Origin of the sequence: Ruegeria sp. HU-ET01832, assembly GCF_040371315.1 — a bacterium.
Classification (GTDB): domain Bacteria; phylum Pseudomonadota; class Alphaproteobacteria; order Rhodobacterales; family Rhodobacteraceae; genus Ruegeria; species Ruegeria lacuscaerulensis_A.
Map to the genome: position 1 here is coordinate 134,265 of NZ_BAABWL010000006.1, position 17,592 is coordinate 151,856.

The window sequence follows — 17,592 nt, forward strand, 5'->3', positions numbered from 1 at the left end:
TCGCTTGCATGCTGTTGCTATTGTGACTTTTCCATCTGTTGGCGTCCAAAGGCGCGTTGTCTATTCTTTGATCTAACCGTCACTCATTTTGATGCAGGAAACCTTGCGATCTGATGAATACACTCGAGAAAGACATCGCAGCCTGCAGGATCTGCGCCGATAGGTTTGCCGACACGCACACTGCGCACGAACCTCGACCGGTGGTCTGGTTCCGCAAAGGAACTTCGGTTCTGATTGCAGGGCAGGCACCCGGCGCACGCGTTCACGAATCCGGTCGCCCTTTTACCGACCCCTCCGGGGATCGCCTGCGGGATTGGTTGGGGCTTGATGAACCGACATTCTATGACCGCTCAAAGGTGTCGATTGTGCCAATGGCATTCTGCTTTCCCGGATATGATGTGCGCAAAGCCGATCTGCCTCCACCGCCGATCTGCGGGCAAACCTGGCACGACCGGGTGATGCAAGCGCTGGGCGAAATGCCGTTAACGGTTCTGGTCGGGGGCCATGCGCAAAAATATCACCTGGGCACAAAAAGCTCGGTGACGGAAACGGTGCGCAACTGGCGGGACCATGCGCCGCGCGTCTTTGCCTTGCCTCATCCGTCTTGGCGGAATACGGCATGGATGAAGAAAAACCCCTGGTTCGAGGCCGACCTTCTGCCGGTCTTGCGTGCGCGGGTGCAAGAGGTTCTGAATGACTGACACAACAGCTCTGGATGCCGCCCATTCCGCGATGGAGGCTGCCCCACTGGACGATGCTGCCCGGCTGCGCTTTTTTGAACGACTGGCGGATAGCGAGTTGTTTCTTTTGCTGACCGAAGAGGCGAAGGACGAAAACATCTCGCCTGAATTGTTTGATGTGGCTGACGGCCGGTTTGTTCTGGCCTTCGATCGGGAAGATCGGCTTGCCCGATTTGCGGAACGCCCGGTGCCTTATGTTGCTTTGTCTGGGCGGATTTTGTCCAACATGCTGGCCGGTCAGGGGATTGGTCTGGGTCTGAACCTTGAGGTCGCGCCATCGTCCATGCTGATCCCGTCCGAGGCCCTTGGATGGTTGGCCACGACTTTGCAGCACACGCCAGAGGAAGTGCAGCAACACCTGTCCGAGTTCCTGCCCCCCGTTGGGTTGCCCGACGATCTGTTAACGGCCCTGGACGCCAAATTGGCAACGGCCGTTGGTCTGGCGCAGGCGGCATATCTGGTCGGCACAAAGACGTCTGAGGGTGGCACAGGTCATCTGCTGGGTTTTGTCGGAGCGGTGAGCGGGGCTGAGGCTGCGCTGGCCAAAGCTGCGTCCGAAGCGTTGACCTTTTCGGGTATCGAAGCTGGGGCCATGGATGTCGGCTTTTTTGCAGCGCACGACCCGGCGGCCGCAGCGTTGGCCCGCGTTGGGCTAAGGTTCGATTTGCCCCAGCCCGAGACGTCCGAATATGCGCAGATCACACCGGGCAGCGACCCGGAGAAACCACCAATTCTGCGATAATAAGGCCCCGCAAATTAAGCTGCGAGGCCCATGCGTTACTCCGCTGCAGGTTCCAGTTTGTCCTGAGTGCGGGTCTCAAAGTCGCTGGCCTCGTGGCGTTCGTGAAGCTGCATGTGCTTTTCACCGAAGGGACGGTTGACCATGCGGCCGCGCAGTACTGCGGGGCGTTCTTCGACTGCTTTGGCCCAACGCATAACGTTCTTATAGGATTCGACGTCCAGGAACTCGGCGGCGTCATACAGACGTCCCAGAACCAACTGACCGTACCAGGGCCAGATGGCCATGTCGGCGATGCTGTAATCGTCGCCTGCAATATAGGCATTTTCCGCCAGTTGCTTGTCCAGAACGTCTAACTGGCGCTTGGTTTCCATGGCAAACCGGTTGATCGGGTATTCCCATTTCTCGGGCGCATACGCATAGAAATGGCCGAACCCGCCGCCCAGATAAGGTGCGCTGCCCATCTGCCAGAACACCCAGTTCATCACCTCAGTCCGTTCGGGGCCGGATTTCGGCAGAAAGGCGTCGAATTTCTCGGCCAAATGAAACAGGATCGAGGCGCTTTCGAACACGCGCACAGGTTCATCCCCGGACCGGTCCCAAAGCGCGGGTATCTTTGAGTTCGGGTTTGCCCCGACAAAGCCCGAGCCGAATTGATCGCCCTCGCCGATATTGATCAGCCAGGCGTTATACTCGGCCTCTTCATGGCCAAGGGCCAACAGTTCTTCCAGCATCACCGTGACTTTGACACCGTTTGGCGTTGCCAGCGAATACAACTGGAACGGATGGCGCCCTACGGGCAGGTCTTTGTCGTGCGTCGCGCCGGAAATGGGGCGGTTGATATTGGCGAATTGTCCGCCATTCTGACTGTCCCAAGTCCAAACCTTTGGCGGGGTATAGGTCGTTTGCTCGCTCATTTCTTGCCTTCCTCAGCAAATTTGGTGTGCATTGTCTGTCCGCAGCAACAGCTAATATTGCAAAGCGCCGAGTCCAACCCCGCATCTGTGGTTCATTTTGTAACATTCGACGCCAATACTCTCACGTTTCTTCATCGGACGTCACAGCGCCGCGAGCAGGACTGCTCTGAGCCCTGAAATCGCTTATTGTCTGGTCAGACCCGGAATGCGGGTGACCTTGAAACCTGAGGACAAGAGGATTGACCTATATGAAACGTTTTGCCCTGACCCTTGCAGCAACGCTGGCATTTGCTGTTCCGGCATTCGCTGGTGATCAGTATGTTGATGGAACCGGTTATGCTGTTTCAGGCTATGATGTTGTGGCCTATCGCAGCCTGGATCAGTCACCGGTTGGTAAGGCGCAGCCGGCGGGCGTTCGTGGGCGTTCCGACATCACCGCTGAATACAATGGCGCAACCTGGGCATTCTCAACCGAAGAAAACCGAGACAAGTTTTTGGAAAACCCCGCGTACTACGCGCCGCAGTATGATGGCCATTGCGCCTATGGCGTGTCACGCGGCGGCAAGGTTCCGGCCAACCCGAACCTGTGGCGCATTGTTGATGATAAGTTGTACCTGAACATTACGGACGTGGTTGTTGGATTCTTCGAAGAAGATATCCCGGGTAACATCAATCTGGCGGAAGGTAACTGGCCGGGTATCGAGCCTGCGAAAGCTTCGACCGCAGTTATCCCGAAATTTACCTCGGACGCTCCGATTTCCAACTAAATGGAATCTGACAAACGAAAACCCGGCTGACATCAGCCGGGTTTTTGTATTTCAGGTCTCAGCTTGCCAGTTCAAAGGCATCCTGCAGGGCCTGATCTGCATCGAACCGTATGCGAACACTTTTGGCGCCAGGAAACTTTCGGGCCATGATCGCGTCAGGGACAACGACTTCGCCGGCACCTGCGTTCTTGGATTGGAAATTCAAAACTTCGGTTTCCGTTTTGCGAAACCCGACCAGAACAGATGTCGGCAAAGCAACGCGGTTCGCACCTTTGCAAACCGGAGATTTCACGAAGTATATCAAGTTACGACCAAAACACTCGATAGCGCTGGGGATGTGGTCCGAGTCAGCAACGATTTGGTCGCCATCGTCAGTTGGCGCAATGTTGCCAGAATGGGCCAACGCCCGAGCAAGAAGATCACGACACGCGCTGACTTCGGTGTCTTTCAACCGGATCACGCGTTTGCGCAGCTTGGGCCTTTTGGGCTTGCCATGCATCGGGTTCTTGGTGGTCAGCCCCTCTTGCCGCAAAAGATCATAAGCGTCTTTGGCGCGGACAAAATCCGAGCAATCATTGTCAGCGCGGTCAGGATGTGCGCTGAAGGCAATCTTGCGCCAAGCGTTGCGGATGTCGTCGGAACTGGCAGTGTGGTCCAGCCCAAGCGCATACAAAGCATCTGTCCGCGCCCTGATCTTTTCAACTGCTTCCATACCCAAATCACTCACTAAACAACAACATGCCCTAGTGTTGTGACGGTCGCAATTTTGTCAAATTTGGTGAGTTTTTAGGGGGTATGTGGGAACAATTTCGAGATAACTATTTTGATTGTTCCCACTATTGCGTCTGATTGGCCTGGTATCGTCCGGCCTTTCGTTAGGCCACGTTCTGCAACGAGGGCTTTGGTGTGATCCCAAGGGCAAAGCAGACATCGCGCGTCAGTTCTGGCCGGTTCAGTGTATAGAAATGCAGTTTGTCCACACCGCCTTCTATCAGGTCCGAGCACAGCTCGGTGCACAATGCAGTAGCCAGCAAATCCTCGCGGTCATCCCGGAGGGCCTTGTCAAATGCCTGTTCGATCCAGCCGGGAATGCGTGTGCCACAACGTTTGGCAAAGTTGCGCGCGCCTTTCCAGTTCTCGATTGGCAGGAGGCCCGGCACGATGGGCTTGTCGATCCCGGCCTTTTCGCAGGCGTCGCGGAAGCGGAAAAAAGTCTCGGCCTCAAAGAAGAACTGCGTCAGCGCTTCGTCTGCGCCAGCGTCCAGCTTGGCTTTCAACCAGTCGACATCGGTGCGGGCGCATTGCGCTTCGGGGTGGATGTCTGGGTAGGCGCCCACGCGGATATTGAACGCGCCGGTGTCTGAAAGCGCTTCGATCAGTTCGACCGAATTGGCGAACCCGTCTGGATGAGGGACGAACCGGTCCTGTCCTTTGGGGGGGTCGCCACGCAGTGCAACGATGTCTTTCACACCTGCCTTGGCGAAGGAATCCGCTATTTGCAGGGTCTCAGCGCGGGTCGCATCGACGCACGTCAAATGTGCGGCCACCGGAAGGCCGGAAGATTTGTGCAAAGTCGCCACCGCATCGCGGGTCAATTCCCGCGTGGTGCCACCAGCACCATAGGTGACTGACACAAAGCGCGGGTCCAGCGGGGCCAGCGTCTGCACGGTGTCCCACAGGCGGAACGAGGCCTCGAGCGTTTGGGGCGGGAAGAATTCGAATGAAATCTCAGGTTGTGTCATCTCGGCCTCGTAAATACTTGTTGCAGGCCTTGTGCCATGACCTGCATTGTGAGACAAACTCATATTCCTCAAGAACAACATGAGTTCCATTGAATGCACATCGAATTCCGGCACCTGCGCACGATCAAGGCGATCCATGAATGCGGCGGCCTGGCCCGCGCGGCGGATCAGCTGAACATCACCCAATCGGCGTTGAGTCATCAGATCAAAGGGCTTGAGGATCAGGCCGGGGTTGAGCTGTTCCTGCGCCGCTCCAAGCCGATGAAGCTGTCGGCGGCGGGGTTGCGCCTGTTGCGGCTGGCCGAACAGATACTACCGCAGGTCGAAGCGACGCAGCACGAATTTTCTTCCCTGCGCGACGGGCGCACGGGCCGGATGCATATCGCGATCGAGTGCCATGCCTGTTTCGAATGGCTGTTTCCGGTGTTGGAGGCTTTCCGTAAATCCTGGGGCGATGTGGATGTCGATATCCGCCCCGGTTTGGCCTTTGACGCGTTGCCCGCGCTGCAGAAGGAAGAGGTCGATCTGGTCGTCTCCTCGGACCCCGAAGACCTGCCGGGGGTCGAGTTCATCAAGCTGTTTGACTACGATGCGGTGTTTGTTGCGGCCTCGGCCCACCCATTGGCACAAAAGGATTTCATCGAAGCCGAGGATTTCCGTGGTCAAACCCTGATCACCTATCCGGTCGAGCGCACCCGGTTGGATGTGTTCAGCCAGTTGCTGATCCCCGCGCGTGTGGAACCGGCGGCCATCCGGCAGGTGGAGCTGACAGCAGTTATCCTTTTGCTGGTCGCTTCGAACCGGGGGATTTCGGTCCTGCCCGACTGGGTGGTGCGCGAGGTCAAGTATAACTCGGACTATGTGACCCGGCCGCTGACTAAGGATGGGATCACCCGCAGCCTGTATGCGGCGGTGCGGTCCGAGGACCTTGAAAAACCCTATGTGCAGGAACTGATCGAACTGGCCGGAACCGAGGCGCGCAAGCTGCAATCGCAATAGGCGCGAAACGCGGGGCTGCTATGCGCATCAAGCCTCTTGGCAAGGGCGCATTGCATCAGTATACGCGCGGTTTGACCGAACAGGAGCCTTGGGACAATGGTAGGCAGTGCTAACCTCAACATCATGATCAAAGCCGCGCGCAAGGCGGGGCGGTCTCTGGTCAAGGATTTCCGCGAAGTCGAGAACCTGCAGGTCTCGATGAAAGGTGCGGGTGACTTTGTCTCCAAGGCCGACATCGCCGCCGAGGCGATCCTGAAAGAGGAATTGCTGGGTGCGCGCCCGACCTATGGCTGGCTGGGTGAAGAAGGCGGCGGGCAGGCAGGTGAAGACCCAACGCGCCGCTGGATTGTCGACCCGCTGGACGGCACCACGAACTTTCTGCACGGGCTGCCGCATTGGGCGATTTCGATCGCTCTGGAACACAAGGGCAAGATCGTTTCGGGCGTGATCTATGACCCTGCCAAGGACGAGATGTTCTTTGCCGAAAAGGGCGAAGGCGCGTGGATGAACGACACTCGCATCCGCGTTTCGGGCCGTCACCGTATGATCGAATCGATCTTTGCGACCGGTTTGCCATTTGGTGGCCGTTCCGACCTGCCTGCGACCTTGCAGGATCTGGCCCGTATCATGCCCACCTGCGCTGGCGTGCGCCGTTGGGGATCGGCAGCGCTGGATTTGGCTTATGTCGCTGCAGGGCGTTACGAAGGCTATTGGGAGCGTCGACTGAACGCGTGGGACGTGGCAGCCGGGATCATCATCGTGAAAGAGGCTGGCGGATTTGTGCAAGCCATCAATCCAGAAGGCAGTGTCTTGGAGGATGGTGAGGTTATCTGTTCGAATGAGCCGATCTTTGACCAGTTCTCGAAGGTGATCCGGGGCTGATTTTCTTTAGCCAGTGCTAAACAAGCGCGCCCCGTACGAGGCGCGCTTTTTTGTTTATAACGCAATGCGTTGGGCTAACCCGCTGTCTTCAGCCAACCGTGCGGCAACGGATGCAACCGCCAGGTCTTGCAGGCCGACGCCTGTTCCATCGAACAAGGTGATCTGATCCGCCGAAACCCGGCCAGGATGAACGCCATTGATCACAGCGCCGATGGGCGTAATAGCCTCCTCTGTAAGAGCCCCGTTGCCAACGGCGTGCTGCGCTTCACCAATCGAGACGGATTGCGCCACCTCATCCGTAAAGACCGAGGCTGCAGATACCAGTGCCGGGTCGACCTCTTGCTTTCCTTTGGTGTCGGTGCCCATGCAGGCCAGATGGGTGCCGGGTTTGATCCACTCCTTCATCAGCAAGGGCTCGAAAGCCGAGGTGATGGTGATGATCACATCCGCCTGTGCGCCCAACTCCTGTGGGCTGACGCTTTCGAATTCCAACCCGATCTCGTCAGCGACGGAGGCCAATCGAGGCAGCATGTCCGGATGTGGATTCCACGCCACGACCTTTTCGAACGCGCGTTGCTCGGCGGCTGCGCGCAGTTGAAAGGTGGATTGATGGCCCGCTCCGACCATGCCCAGAACTTTGGCGTCCTTGCGGGCCAGATGAGCGATGGACACAGCAGATGACGCCGCAGTGCGCACCGCCGTCAGATAGTTGCCGCCAACCAGTGCCGACAGCCGACCCGTGTCCGGGTCGAACAGGAACACTGTGGATTGATGGTTGGTCAGGCCGCGATCTGTATTCCCTGGCCAATACCCACCGGACTTCACACCCAGCACTTGCCTCTCGCGGTCGAACCCGGACTTGAACCCATAAATCGCATCTGCGTGGCCCAAAGCCTCGCGGATCACGGGAAAGTTTCGCGCCCCGCCGCTGGCCATGGCGCCAAAGACGGCCTCGACAGCATCAAATGCTTGTTGACGGCCCACGAGTTGGGCACATAAATCCTCGGTCACGATCAGCGGTCCGTCTTGAGTAATCATGGCATCCCTCATCGCTTAGTACGCCTTTCCGCGCGCCGACACTGGCCACAACGCTTCGACTTTGCCGCCGCGTACGCCGACATACCAGTCATGGACATTGCAAGTGGGGTCGCAGTGACCAGGCACCAGCCGTAGCTTGTCATTGACTTTCAAAACCCCGTCCGGGTCGCCAATCACGCCATGTTCGTCCGAACATTTGAGGTATTCCACGTCGTCACGCCCATATACGAAGGGCAGGCCGCTATCGACAGACTGGGCTTTGAGACCCGCATCGCAGACCGCAATATCAGGTTTGGAATGGCTCATGACACTGGTCAGAATGAACAGCGCGTTCTCCCATTCACCTTGGTCAATCCGGTTGCCGTCCTTGTCCAGAATGCGTCCGTAATCAGCATCCATGAACGCGTAAGACCCGCATTGCAATTCATTGTAAACGCCTGACTCGCTTTCAAAATAGTACGACCCAGTTCCTCCGCCCGAGACCAGTTCGCAGTCTATCCCTTCGGCTTTCAAACCCTCGACCGCGTCTTTGACCATCGCGATGGCGACGTCCAGTTTTTCCTTGCGGGCTTCATAACTGTCCATGTGCTGCATCGCACCCTGATAGGCCTGTATTCCTGTGTACTTAAGATTTGCGGCGGCGTGAACCGCTTGGGCGATTTCAACGACTGCTGCGGTCGAGGTCACGCCGCAACGTCCTGCGCCGCAGTCGATTTCGACAAAAACCTCCAACTCGGTGCCGTGCCGCGTGGCTGCCGACGACAGCTCGGCGATGTTGTCCACGTCATCTACGCAGACGATTGTGCGCGCACCCAGTTTGGGCAGACGCGCCAAGCGATCGATCTTGGCTGGGTCGCGCACCTGATTGGATACGAGGATGTCTTTGATACCACCACGGGCAAAGACTTCGGCCTCGGACACTTTCTGACAGCACACGCCGACCGCGCCACCCAGTTCTTCTTGTAGCTTGGCTACGTCCACGGATTTGTGCATTTTGCCATGCACCCTATGCCGCATCCCGTGCGCTTTGGCGTAGTCACCCATCTTCTTGATATTTCGTTCAAGCGCATCAAGGTCCAAGATCAGGCTTGGCGTCTGGATATCGCGTTCGTCCATCCCAATGGCGGCAGGGATGTCGAAGCCGATCTCGAGATCGTCAAATTTCGCGGATTTGTTCATATTCTCTCTCCTCATCCTTGCAACCATGGCAACTTGTCTAGATCGACGTTCCCGCCTGTTATGATCACGCCCACACGTTTGCCGCGGAACACGTCTTGGTTCTTCAAGATGACCGCCAATGGCACCGCCGAAGATGGTTCCATCACCACCCGAAGGTGCTTCCACGTCAATTTCATAGCGGCGATGATCTCGTCATCAGAGGCTGTGAAAATGTCCGTCACATGGTTCGAGACAAAGTGCCATGTGTTCTCTTTTAAGGGCACCAGCAAGCCGTCAGCGACGGTCTTGGGTGCGTCGTCGGCAATTATGTACCCAGCCTTGAAGGACCGAAACGCATCATCCGCCTGCTCGGGTTCGGCCGCGTAAATCTCTGTACCGGATGCAAGGTTCGAGACGGTCAGGCAGGTGCCTGAAACCATGCCGCCGCCGCCAATCGGGGCGATAACGGCGTCAACGCCGCCGGTTTGATCCAGCAATTCAGCCGAGCAAGTGGCTTGCCCTGCGATCACACGCGGATCGTTGTAGGGGTGGATGAACTCACCTCCTGTCCGGGCCTGAACCTCGGCAAAGGTAGCCTCGCGCGATGAAGTTGAAGGATCGCATTCCGTAATGGTACCGCCATACCTGCGTACCGCGTCTTTCTTGGCCTGAGGCGCGGTGCGGGGCATAACGACGTTGCACGGGATACCCCGGCGACCAGCAGCGTATGAGAGCGACAACGCATGGTTGCCGCTGGAATGGGTGCACACCCCCTTGACGGCCTCTTCTTCACTGAGGCTGAAGACCGCGTTACAGGCACCGCGCACTTTGAAAGCACCTGCCTCCTGAAAGTTCTCGCATTTAAAGAGCAACTGCGCGCCGGTCAGGTCATTCAGGTAGTCCGACGTCATCAGCGGTGTGCGTCTGATATGAGGTGCGATCCGCCGTTGCGCCGCGCGCATGTCCGCGATCGTCAAGTTGGCGGCTTGTGAATGGTCCAACATCTCAACCCTCCTTATGCGGCTGCCTTGGCGTGGTCCGGCGACCCTTTGCGATAGAAATCCTGTGCGGCGGCGACTCCGCTGCCCAAGTTGATCGGATAGTGCAGATCGGCCATCGCCATCTCAATCGTCGACAGGCCGGACAGGACCATCGCATCCGTCAGGCTACCCAAATGACCAATGCGAAACGCCTTACCGTCAAGCTGGCCCAGTCCGATGCCGAATGACACCCCGTATGCGTTGAACGCATGATCTGTTAGCGCATTGCTGTTGATACCATCCGGTACATAGATCGCGCTGACAGTGTCGGAATAAAGCTCAGGCGACTCGGCAACCAGTTGCAGGCCCCAGGCATCAACGGCGCGCCGAACGCCTTCAGCAAGACGGGTGTGGCGGGCATAGACATTCTCAAGCCCTTCCTCGAACAACATTTTCAGGCTTTCTCGCATCCCGTAGATCAGTTGCAGCGGTGGGGTATAAGGAAAGCCGCCAGACGCATTGGCTTGCATCATGTCGCGAAAATCGAAGAACGTGCGCGGTAGCGTCGCCGTTGCCGAAGCCGCCAGAGCCTTGGGGCTGACACAAAGGATCGCCATGCCGGTTGCCAGCATGAACCCTTTTTGCGACCCGGAAACTGCGATATCGACACCCCATTCATCAAACTCGAACGGCATAGAAGCTAGGGAACTAACACAATCCACGAATAGCATCGCGGGATGATCGGCTGCGTCTATTGCGCGCCGAACTGCACTGATGTCCGACCGAACGCCGGTTGCAGTTTCGTTATGGGTCACCAGAACTGCACGGATTTGGTGTGCATTGTCCTTGGACAGGGCGGTTTCAAACTGCTCGGCAGGGGCACCGCTGCCCCAAGGGCAGTCGATCACCTGAACGTCCAGTCCATGCCGTTGGCATAGGTCGATCCAACGGTGACTGAATACGCCGTACCGCGCCACCAGCACCTTGTCACCGGGGTTGAGCGTGTTGGTCACCGCAGCTTCCCACCCGCCAGTTCCGCTGGCGGGGTAGGTGACGACCTGACCAGAGGTGGTGCCAAAAACTTTCTTTGTGTCTTCAAGGACGGGGGCAAAGGTTTCGATGAAATCAGGCGCGCGGTGGTCCTGAGTCTGGACCTGCATTGCAAGACGCAGCCTGTCCGGGATGTTAGTTGGGCCGGGAATGAAAACAGGGTTTTGGTTGGACATGACGTGTTCCTCCGCATTTGAAGTCAGTGTCCGGGAATGCTCGGCGCCATGCAATTTTCTTGAAAAATATTTTCATTTTTGCGATTTTAACACTAAGGCGCTGATTTGATTTGAGTTTCTTTTTTTCATTTCTTGGGGAAGAAAAACGGGCCAAAAAAATTTGACGTCGCAAACCGGAGAAAATGGGATGGAATCCTCGAAAAGACAGCGCGGTAGACCGAAGTCCTTGTTCAAGGAAAGCACGGCCGGGACGATGCAGTCGCTGGATCGCGCGCTAGGTGTTTTGACCGAAACTGCCCGGCTGGAGCGCGCAGCATTAAGCGATCTGGCACGTGAGACTGGTGTACCTACGGCCACCACCCACCGCATTCTGATGACTTTGCAGAAACACGGGTTCGTGGCCTTCGACGAAGAACGACAGGAGTGGATGATCGGGATCGAGGCTTATCGGACTGGGGCCTCGTTTCTGCGCCGTAATAGTGTGATCGAGATTGGGCGGCCAGTCCTGCGCAGATTGATGCAGGACAGCGGAGAAACGGCCAATCTGGCGGTCCCGGACGGGGCGCAGGTGGTGTTTGTCGGTCAGGTTGAAACAGCAAACCCGATCCGGGCGTTTTTCCCACCGGGGGCTCGGACGCCGATGTACGCCTCAGGGACGGGAAAGGCGATTCTGGCCGCGATGGGAGAGGCCGCGCTGACCAGATTGATGACCGGGGCCAAACCGGAACGCTTCACGCCTCATACGTTAATAGACGACACCCGGTTGCAGGCAGACTTGGATCAAACCCGCGCGCGGGGATGGTCATTAGACCGGGAGGAGCGATATCAGGGAATGTCCTGCATCGGAGCAGCCATATTCAACGACCGGGGCGAGCCTTGTGCAGGTATCTCGGTGTCTGGTCCAACGGTCCGGTTCAACGCTGAACGCGCGCCGGAACTGGGGGCGCTGGTTCAAGCCGCCGCGCAAGAGGTAACGCGGCAAAGCGGTGGTCACTTACCGGCGCGGGATGCGGGGAATGCGGGATTGTGACAGCTTGTATTCGTGCTCGGGGTGGGGCGGGTGGCCGTGGGTGCGGTTCCAATAAGACATCGCGCCGCGCCTTAGCCACAAGGGAACGCACAGGATCAGACCGACTAGGAACCCGCCGGTATGTGCCCAATAGGCGACACCGCCCTTGTCAGGATCGCTTGCCAGGCTGCCGAGGAACTGCATTCCCAACCACACCCCCAACATGACAAAGGCCGGGATAGTAAATACGCGGAAATAGACGACTAGGATCAACAGGATGTCGACGCGGGCTTTGGGGAACATCAGAAGATACCCGCCCATGACGCCAGCAATGGCACCAGACGCGCCAATCGTGGGGATCACTGAGTCAGGAGCCGTCACGACGTGGATCAACCCCGCTCCGATACCGGCTAGCACATAAAACAGCAGAAAGGGTAGATGCCCCATTTCGTCTTCAAGATTGTCTCCGAAAATCCACAGAAACAGCATGTTGCCCGCCAGATGCATCCAACCGCCATGCAAAAACATCGAGGTCACAAGCGTTTCCAGCGCAAATCCGTCCGTGATACGGGCCGGGATTACCGCATAATCGAAGTAAAGTTGATTGAGTAACCGTGCGTTATCCATGATCCCGACATAGCTGAGGAAGATCACGATATTCGCTGCCATCAGCAGATAGACGACGTAAGGCGTGCGCCCCGAGGGGTTATGGTCACGGATTGGAAACATGGCGCGACGCTGGGCTTTTCGCGGCCCAGCGTCAAGGTCCGGTTACGCCGCACCCCCAAGCAGGGCGGCGTTGCCTCCTGCGGCGGTTGTGTCGACACAAACGTGACGTTCACTCAGCACACGCGCGCGGTCGGGCAGGCCGGGAATCAGAGGCAGGATCGGGCCATGGCGACGGGCCAGATGCTGTTCGATCTGCCGCGCGGTGGCCTCATCGCCCCACCACAATACGCCTGAGATGTTCGCGATGTTCTCCAGCCGGTGCAGGTCGATCATGCCGGACGCACGGATCGCGGTGCCGCCAAGGGCCTCAACCGCTTGGGCCTGCGCCTGAACGGTATCTGTACCCGGACCCATGCACAGCAGCGGCGCGCGGGGGAATTCGCTGAGCCGGTTGGATTCGCCGGTGGGGCCGGGCAGCGACCGAGTGCGCAGCGGGGCCGGCTGGCCTGTGGGGTCGGGCAGGTCGCTGGCGGTGTTGTCCCATGTGGCATCCACCTTTTGCCGGTCCGGCGCACAGAACCTCGCCATATAGTTTGGCCCGCCCGCCTTGGGCCCCGTGCCCGACAGCCCCTCGCCGCCGAAGGGTTGCGAGCCGACAATGGCACCGATCTGATTGCGATTGACGTAGATATTGCCCGCGTGGACAGCCTCGGTGATGTGCTGCACGCGGTCGTCGATGCGGGTGTGCAGGCCGAATGTCAGACCATAGCCCGTGGCGTTGATGTCGGCGATGACCTGATCCAGATCTGAGGCTTTGAACCGCGCCACATGCAGCACGGGGCCGAATATTTCGCGCCCAAGTGCCGCGATGCCGGGGATTTCAATCAGGGTGGGAGCGATGAAAGTGCCCTCGGGCGGGGTTCTCAGTTCCTTCAGCACCCGACCTTCACTGCGAGCCTGTGCGATGTGGTCGGCGATGCCTTGCCGCGCGTCGCGGTCAATCACCGGGCCGCAATCGGTTGCGATCAGCCACGGATCGCCCACCACCAGGGCCTCCATCGCGCCGGTCAGCATGGTCAGCAGATCGTCGGCGATATCTTCTTGCACATAGAGGCACCGCAGGGCCGAGCATCGCTGACCCGCGGATTGAAACGCGCTTTCGATGATGGATTGCACGGCCTGTTCGGGCAGGGCAGTGCTGTCGACGATCATCGCATTCAGTCCGCCGGTTTCCGCGATCAGAGGCGTGCCGGGTTGCAGATGATCCGCCATCGCCGCGCGGATTTTCAACGCCGTGCCGGTCGAGCCGGTGAAAGCCACCCCCGACACCCGCGCATCGGATGTCAGCGCGGCCCCTACGTGCGGGCCACCTGGCAGCAATTGCAGCGCATCGCGCGGCACACCCGCCTCGTGCAGCAATTGCACGGCCCGATGTGCGATCAGAGGTGTCTGTGGTGCCGGTTTGGCCAGAACGGCATTGCCGGTGGCCAGAGCGGCCGATATTTGCCCGGTGAAAATCGCCAGTGGGAAGTTCCACGGGCTGATACAGGTGAAAATGCCCGCGGGGTCGGCATTGGGGATATTGGCTGCGTAGTAGCGCAGGAAATCCACGGCCTCGCGCAGTTCTGCCACTGCGTCGGGCAGAGACTTCCCGGCCTCGCGCGCCAGCAGGGCGAACAGTTCGCCGAAATGGGCCTCGTAAAGATCAGCGGCCGCGTTCAGCACCTGCGCGCGCTGGGCGGCTGGGGCTTGCCACGGTGCGGCAGAGGCCAGCGCCAGTTCCACATCTGCGGTACTGGCCAGGGCGACCGCTCCGGGGCGGTCTTGTGGCTGGGCGGGGTTGGTGACGGGCTGATCGCCTTCGGGGCGCGCATCGTCCGACAGCAGGGGTTGCGCGTACCAGTGATGTGCACGAAAGGCATCGCGCGCGGCGTCGATCCGATCCAGCGTTGGCGTGTGGTGCAGGTCGAACCCGCGCGAATTGGGGCGTTCGGGCTGGAACAGGTCGGGGCCAGTGGGCAGGGGGCGGGCGGCGTCGATGATCGTGACAAAGGGATCGGCGGCGACCACTTCGGGCGGCACGTCCTCATCCACGATCTGGTTCACGAAGGAGGAATTCGCGCCATTTTCCAACAGCCGCCGCACCAGATAGGCCAGCAGGTCACGATGTGCGCCCACCGGCGCATAGATGCGGCAGCGGGTGGCGTTCTGGTCCTTGACCAGCCCGTGCAGCGTCTCGCCCATGCCGTGCAGGCGCTGGAATTCGAAGGGCTGCCCATCAGCCATATACTGGATCGCGCTGACCGTATGGGCGTTATGGGTGGCGAATTGCGGATAGATGCGGTCAGTCATCCCCAGCAATTTGCGGGCATTGGCGATGTAGGAAATATCGGTCGCGGCCTTGCGAGTGAAGACGGGGAAGCCATTGACGCCTTCGACCTGCGCGCGCTTGACCTCTGTATCCCAATAGGCGCCTTTCACCAGCCGCACCATCAGCTTGCGGTCGTGGCGCTGCGCCATGTCATAGAGCGTATCCAGAACCACCCCGGCGCGGGGGCCATAGGCCTGCACCACGATCCCGAACCCGTCCCACCCGGCAAGGGCGGGTTCGGACATCACCGCTTCGATCACTTGCAGAGACAAAGACAGACGGTCGGCCTCCTCGGCGTCCACGTTCAGGCCCATCCCGGCGGCTTTGGCCAGCAGGCACAAGGCGCGCAGTCGGGGCACAAGCTCATCCATCACGCGCTGTTCCTGCGCCAGCTCATATCGCGGATGCAGGGCGGACAGCTTGACCGAGATCCCCGGATTGGCGCGAATGTCATCATGCGTGCAGGCATCGGCAATGGCCGCAATCGCGCGCGAATAAGATAGGTGATAGCGGGCGGCGTCAGCCTCGGTCCGGGCGGCCTCGCCCAGCATGTCATAGGAATAGGTATAGCCCTTGGCCTCCATCCCCTGGGCGCGGTCCATGGCGGATTGGATCGTCTCGCCCAGAACGAACTGACGGCCCATTTCCTTCATCGCGCGGCCCACTGCGGTGCGGATCACCGGCTCACCCAGCCGTTTGATCGCTCCGCGCAGGGCGCTGACTGGTGAGGCTTTGCCATCGTCCAGAACCTTACCCGTCAGCATCAAAGCCCAGGTGGAAGCATTGACCAGCGAGGACGAGGATTGCCCCAGATGCTTGCCCCAGTCCGAAGGCGCGATTTTATCCTCGATCAGCGCGTCAATCGTATCGGCATCGGGCACCCGCAGCAGTGCCTCGGCCAGACACATCAGCGCGACGCCTTCATCGGTGGAGAGGCCGTATTCGGCCAGAAAGACCTCCATCATCCCCGGCGAGGTGCTGGCACGGATGTCGCGCACCAGTTGGGCTGCGGCCGTACAGATGGCGGCACGATCCGTGTCGCTCAGATCGGCCTGCGCGATCAGGCTGTCCAGAACGGCCGACGGGTCGGCATAGGTTTGGGCGTCAATATGGGTGCGCAGGCTGTGTGCCATGAATCCTCCAGTGCTTTAGTTAAATATAGGATCGCTTTGGCGGCCTGATTGCCCTAAATTTCGCAAAACACAGTCGGTTGAACTGATTTGAGGGGTAAATGCGATGCAAATGGACTTTCCTGACTTGGATCGATTCGACCGCGCCATTCTGGCGATTCTGTCCGAGGATGGGCGCATCTCGGTCGCGGACCTTGCGCGGCGGATCGGGCTGTCGAAATCGCCCACTCAAGCACGTGTGAAGAAACTTGAGGCTGATGGTATCATCACCGGATACCGCGCCCTGCTGGACCCGATCCGCCTTGGACTGGACCATGTGGCCTTTGTAGAAGTGCGCCTGACCGACACCCGAGAAAAGGCACTGGCCGAATTCAATGCCGCTGTACGGAAGGTGGGCGAGATAGAGCAAGCCCATATGATCGCGTCGAATTTTGACTATCTGTTGAAAATCCGCACCGGGTCGATGTCGGAATACCGCGCGGTTCTAGCCGAGAAAATCTCATCCCTGCCGCATGTGGCCAGCACCTCGACCTTTGTGGCGATGGAGGCCGTGAAGGAAACCGGCGTCTCGGGCGGGATTGAGGCAGTGGGTTGACGAACGTGTATGGCGCGTCACCATTGAATCATGAAACAGATCGTTACAGCTTTTGCATTTCTGGTCTCGGGCACGATCGCGGCCCAGTCCGAGGGGTGCCCCGCTGCGCCGGACCATTCGGACGGAGTTGCCGGGCTCATCACGCAAATCCAGCAAGCCGAGAATGAGCGCGCCGCGCAAATCCTTTCAAACCAGCTGTGGGAATTTTGGGCCGACGCACCGGATGACAGCGCACAGGCTGTGTTGGATCGCGGGATGACCCGCCGCAGCCAATGGGATCTGCTGGGCGCGATCGAGGATTTCGACAAACTGGTCGAATATTGTCCCTCTTACGCCGAAGGCTATAACCAGCGCGCCTTTGCGCATTTTCTGCGACAGGACTATCAGGCGGCTCTGCCTGATCTGGACCGTGCGATCGAACTGTCGCCCAACCATGTGGCTGCGATCAGCGGTAAGGCGCTGACCTTGTTGGGCTTAAAGCGGGTTGATGAAGCGCGTGAAACTTTGCATCAGGCGCTGAAGCTGAACCCGTGGTTGTCCGAGCGCCATTTGCTGGACGCCGGGGGGCCACTTGCCCCGAAGGGCGAAGACATCTGAAGATCAACGCCCCCGAAAAGAACTCCGGGGGCG

17 protein-coding genes are annotated in these 17,592 nt (G+C 58.9%); 8 read left to right on the top strand and 9 right to left on the bottom strand.

The window, feature by feature from the left end:
- Positions 1–113: 113 nt before the first annotated feature.
- Positions 114–701: a uracil-DNA glycosylase family protein gene (locus ABWV79_RS17830; protein WP_353393629.1), complete on the top strand. Its 588-nt coding sequence runs from the start codon at positions 114–116 to the stop codon at positions 699–701.
- Entirely contained in the window at positions 694–1,482 is a 789-nt protein-coding gene (locus ABWV79_RS17835) for an SseB family protein (RefSeq protein WP_353393631.1), read from the top strand. The genes ABWV79_RS17830 and ABWV79_RS17835 overlap by 8 nt, the downstream gene beginning before the upstream one ends.
- A 35-nt stretch (positions 1,483–1,517) precedes the next feature.
- Here the strand turns inward: ABWV79_RS17835 and yghU are convergent, their stop codons facing one another.
- Positions 1,518–2,396 (bottom strand): glutathione-dependent disulfide-bond oxidoreductase, encoded by an 879-nt coding sequence (gene yghU, locus ABWV79_RS17840; RefSeq protein ID WP_353393633.1) that lies wholly within the window; start codon positions 2,394–2,396, stop codon positions 1,518–1,520.
- A gap of 248 nt (positions 2,397–2,644) precedes the next feature.
- Here yghU and ABWV79_RS17845 point away from each other — a divergent pair, with 248 nt between their 5' ends.
- Positions 2,645–3,163 (top strand): YHS domain-containing (seleno)protein, encoded by a 519-nt coding sequence (locus ABWV79_RS17845; RefSeq protein WP_170352397.1) that lies wholly within the window; start codon positions 2,645–2,647, stop codon positions 3,161–3,163.
- Positions 3,164–3,221: 58 nt separating this feature from the next.
- Here ABWV79_RS17845 and ABWV79_RS17850 read toward each other — a convergent pair whose 3' ends face one another.
- Positions 3,222–3,875 carry a J domain-containing protein gene (locus tag ABWV79_RS17850; protein WP_353393635.1) on the bottom strand — a complete coding sequence of 218 codons (654 nt, stop codon included), beginning with the start codon at positions 3,873–3,875 and terminating at the stop codon, positions 3,222–3,224.
- Between the two features lie 163 nt (positions 3,876–4,038).
- Positions 4,039–4,905: a methylenetetrahydrofolate reductase [NAD(P)H] gene (gene metF / locus ABWV79_RS17855; RefSeq protein ID WP_353393637.1), complete on the bottom strand. Its 867-nt coding sequence runs from the start codon at positions 4,903–4,905 to the stop codon at positions 4,039–4,041.
- Between the two features lie 93 nt (positions 4,906–4,998).
- Between metF and ABWV79_RS17860 the strand changes: the two genes are divergently transcribed.
- Positions 4,999–5,904, top strand: a complete 906-nt coding sequence (locus ABWV79_RS17860) for a LysR family transcriptional regulator (RefSeq protein WP_170352400.1) — start codon at positions 4,999–5,001, stop codon at positions 5,902–5,904.
- Positions 5,905–6,000: 96 nt separating this feature from the next.
- Positions 6,001–6,786, top strand: coding sequence for an inositol monophosphatase family protein (locus ABWV79_RS17865; protein WP_170753297.1), 786 nt, complete (start codon positions 6,001–6,003; stop codon positions 6,784–6,786).
- Between the two features lie 54 nt (positions 6,787–6,840).
- Here ABWV79_RS17865 and bhcD read toward each other — a convergent pair whose 3' ends face one another.
- The 4 genes from bhcD to bhcA are packed head-to-tail and all read right to left on the bottom strand — an operon-like array spanning position 6,841 to position 11,188.
- Positions 6,841–7,824: an iminosuccinate reductase BhcD gene (gene bhcD, locus ABWV79_RS17870; RefSeq protein WP_353393640.1), complete on the bottom strand. Its 984-nt coding sequence runs from the start codon at positions 7,822–7,824 to the stop codon at positions 6,841–6,843.
- A gap of 15 nt (positions 7,825–7,839) precedes the next feature.
- Complete coding sequence (bhcC, locus tag ABWV79_RS17875; RefSeq protein WP_353393642.1) at positions 7,840–9,003, bottom strand: 3-hydroxy-D-aspartate aldolase BhcC; 1,164 nt, start codon at positions 9,001–9,003, stop codon at positions 7,840–7,842.
- Between the two features lie 11 nt (positions 9,004–9,014).
- Positions 9,015–9,986 carry a beta-hydroxyaspartate dehydratase BhcB gene (gene bhcB / locus ABWV79_RS17880; RefSeq protein ID WP_353393644.1) on the bottom strand — a complete coding sequence of 324 codons (972 nt, stop codon included), beginning with the start codon at positions 9,984–9,986 and terminating at the stop codon, positions 9,015–9,017.
- A gap of 11 nt (positions 9,987–9,997) precedes the next feature.
- Positions 9,998–11,188 carry an L-aspartate--glyoxylate aminotransferase BhcA gene (gene bhcA / locus ABWV79_RS17885; RefSeq protein ID WP_353393646.1) on the bottom strand — a complete coding sequence of 397 codons (1,191 nt, stop codon included), beginning with the start codon at positions 11,186–11,188 and terminating at the stop codon, positions 9,998–10,000.
- A 187-nt stretch (positions 11,189–11,375) separates the two neighbouring features.
- Here bhcA and bhcR point away from each other — a divergent pair, with 187 nt between their 5' ends.
- Positions 11,376–12,218, top strand: a complete 843-nt coding sequence (gene bhcR, locus ABWV79_RS17890) for an HTH-type transcriptional regulator BhcR (protein WP_353393648.1) — start codon at positions 11,376–11,378, stop codon at positions 12,216–12,218.
- Here bhcR and ABWV79_RS17895 read toward each other — a convergent pair.
- Positions 12,183–12,926, bottom strand: a complete 744-nt coding sequence (locus ABWV79_RS17895; protein WP_353393650.1) for a rhomboid family intramembrane serine protease — start codon at positions 12,924–12,926, stop codon at positions 12,183–12,185. The two genes, bhcR and ABWV79_RS17895, sit on opposite strands and share 36 nt — an antisense overlap.
- Positions 12,927–12,968: 42 nt before the next feature.
- A complete protein-coding gene (putA, locus tag ABWV79_RS17900) occupies positions 12,969–16,370 on the bottom strand; it encodes a bifunctional proline dehydrogenase/L-glutamate gamma-semialdehyde dehydrogenase PutA (protein ID WP_353393652.1) in 3,402 nt (1,133 codons plus the stop codon).
- 103 nt (positions 16,371–16,473) lie between these two features.
- Between putA and ABWV79_RS17905 the strand changes: the two genes are divergently transcribed.
- Positions 16,474–16,962 carry an Lrp/AsnC family transcriptional regulator gene (locus ABWV79_RS17905; protein WP_353393654.1) on the top strand — a complete coding sequence of 163 codons (489 nt, stop codon included), beginning with the start codon at positions 16,474–16,476 and terminating at the stop codon, positions 16,960–16,962.
- A 30-nt stretch (positions 16,963–16,992) separates the two neighbouring features.
- Positions 16,993–17,559 carry a tetratricopeptide repeat protein gene (locus ABWV79_RS17910; protein WP_353393656.1) on the top strand — a complete coding sequence of 189 codons (567 nt, stop codon included), beginning with the start codon at positions 16,993–16,995 and terminating at the stop codon, positions 17,557–17,559.
- Positions 17,560–17,592: the final 33 nt, after the last annotated feature.

Coding starts and splice junctions, on each gene's coding strand:
- ABWV79_RS17835 (WP_353393631.1), top strand. CDS start 694: ATGACTGACACAACAGCTCTGGATGCCGCCCATTCCGCGATGGAGGCT.
- ABWV79_RS17830 (WP_353393629.1), top strand. CDS start 114: ATGAATACACTCGAGAAAGACATCGCAGCCTGCAGGATCTGCGCCGAT.
- ABWV79_RS17845 (WP_170352397.1), top strand. CDS start 2,645: ATGAAACGTTTTGCCCTGACCCTTGCAGCAACGCTGGCATTTGCTGTT.
- bhcR (WP_353393648.1), top strand. CDS start 11,376: ATGGAATCCTCGAAAAGACAGCGCGGTAGACCGAAGTCCTTGTTCAAG.
- ABWV79_RS17905 (WP_353393654.1), top strand. CDS start 16,474: ATGCAAATGGACTTTCCTGACTTGGATCGATTCGACCGCGCCATTCTG.
- ABWV79_RS17850 (WP_353393635.1), bottom strand. CDS start 3,875: ATGGAAGCAGTTGAAAAGATCAGGGCGCGGACAGATGCTTTGTATGCG.
- ABWV79_RS17910 (WP_353393656.1), top strand. CDS start 16,993: ATGAAACAGATCGTTACAGCTTTTGCATTTCTGGTCTCGGGCACGATC.
- bhcA (WP_353393646.1), bottom strand. CDS start 11,188: ATGTCCAACCAAAACCCTGTTTTCATTCCCGGCCCAACTAACATCCCG.
- ABWV79_RS17860 (WP_170352400.1), top strand. CDS start 4,999: ATGCACATCGAATTCCGGCACCTGCGCACGATCAAGGCGATCCATGAA.
- ABWV79_RS17865 (WP_170753297.1), top strand. CDS start 6,001: ATGGTAGGCAGTGCTAACCTCAACATCATGATCAAAGCCGCGCGCAAG.
- putA (WP_353393652.1), bottom strand. CDS start 16,370: ATGGCACACAGCCTGCGCACCCATATTGACGCCCAAACCTATGCCGAC.
- bhcC (WP_353393642.1), bottom strand. CDS start 9,003: ATGAACAAATCCGCGAAATTTGACGATCTCGAGATCGGCTTCGACATC.
- yghU (WP_353393633.1), bottom strand. CDS start 2,396: ATGAGCGAGCAAACGACCTATACCCCGCCAAAGGTTTGGACTTGGGAC.
- bhcB (WP_353393644.1), bottom strand. CDS start 9,986: ATGTTGGACCATTCACAAGCCGCCAACTTGACGATCGCGGACATGCGC.
- metF (WP_353393637.1), bottom strand. CDS start 4,905: ATGACACAACCTGAGATTTCATTCGAATTCTTCCCGCCCCAAACGCTC.
- bhcD (WP_353393640.1), bottom strand. CDS start 7,824: ATGATTACTCAAGACGGACCGCTGATCGTGACCGAGGATTTATGTGCC.
- ABWV79_RS17895 (WP_353393650.1), bottom strand. CDS start 12,926: ATGTTTCCAATCCGTGACCATAACCCCTCGGGGCGCACGCCTTACGTC.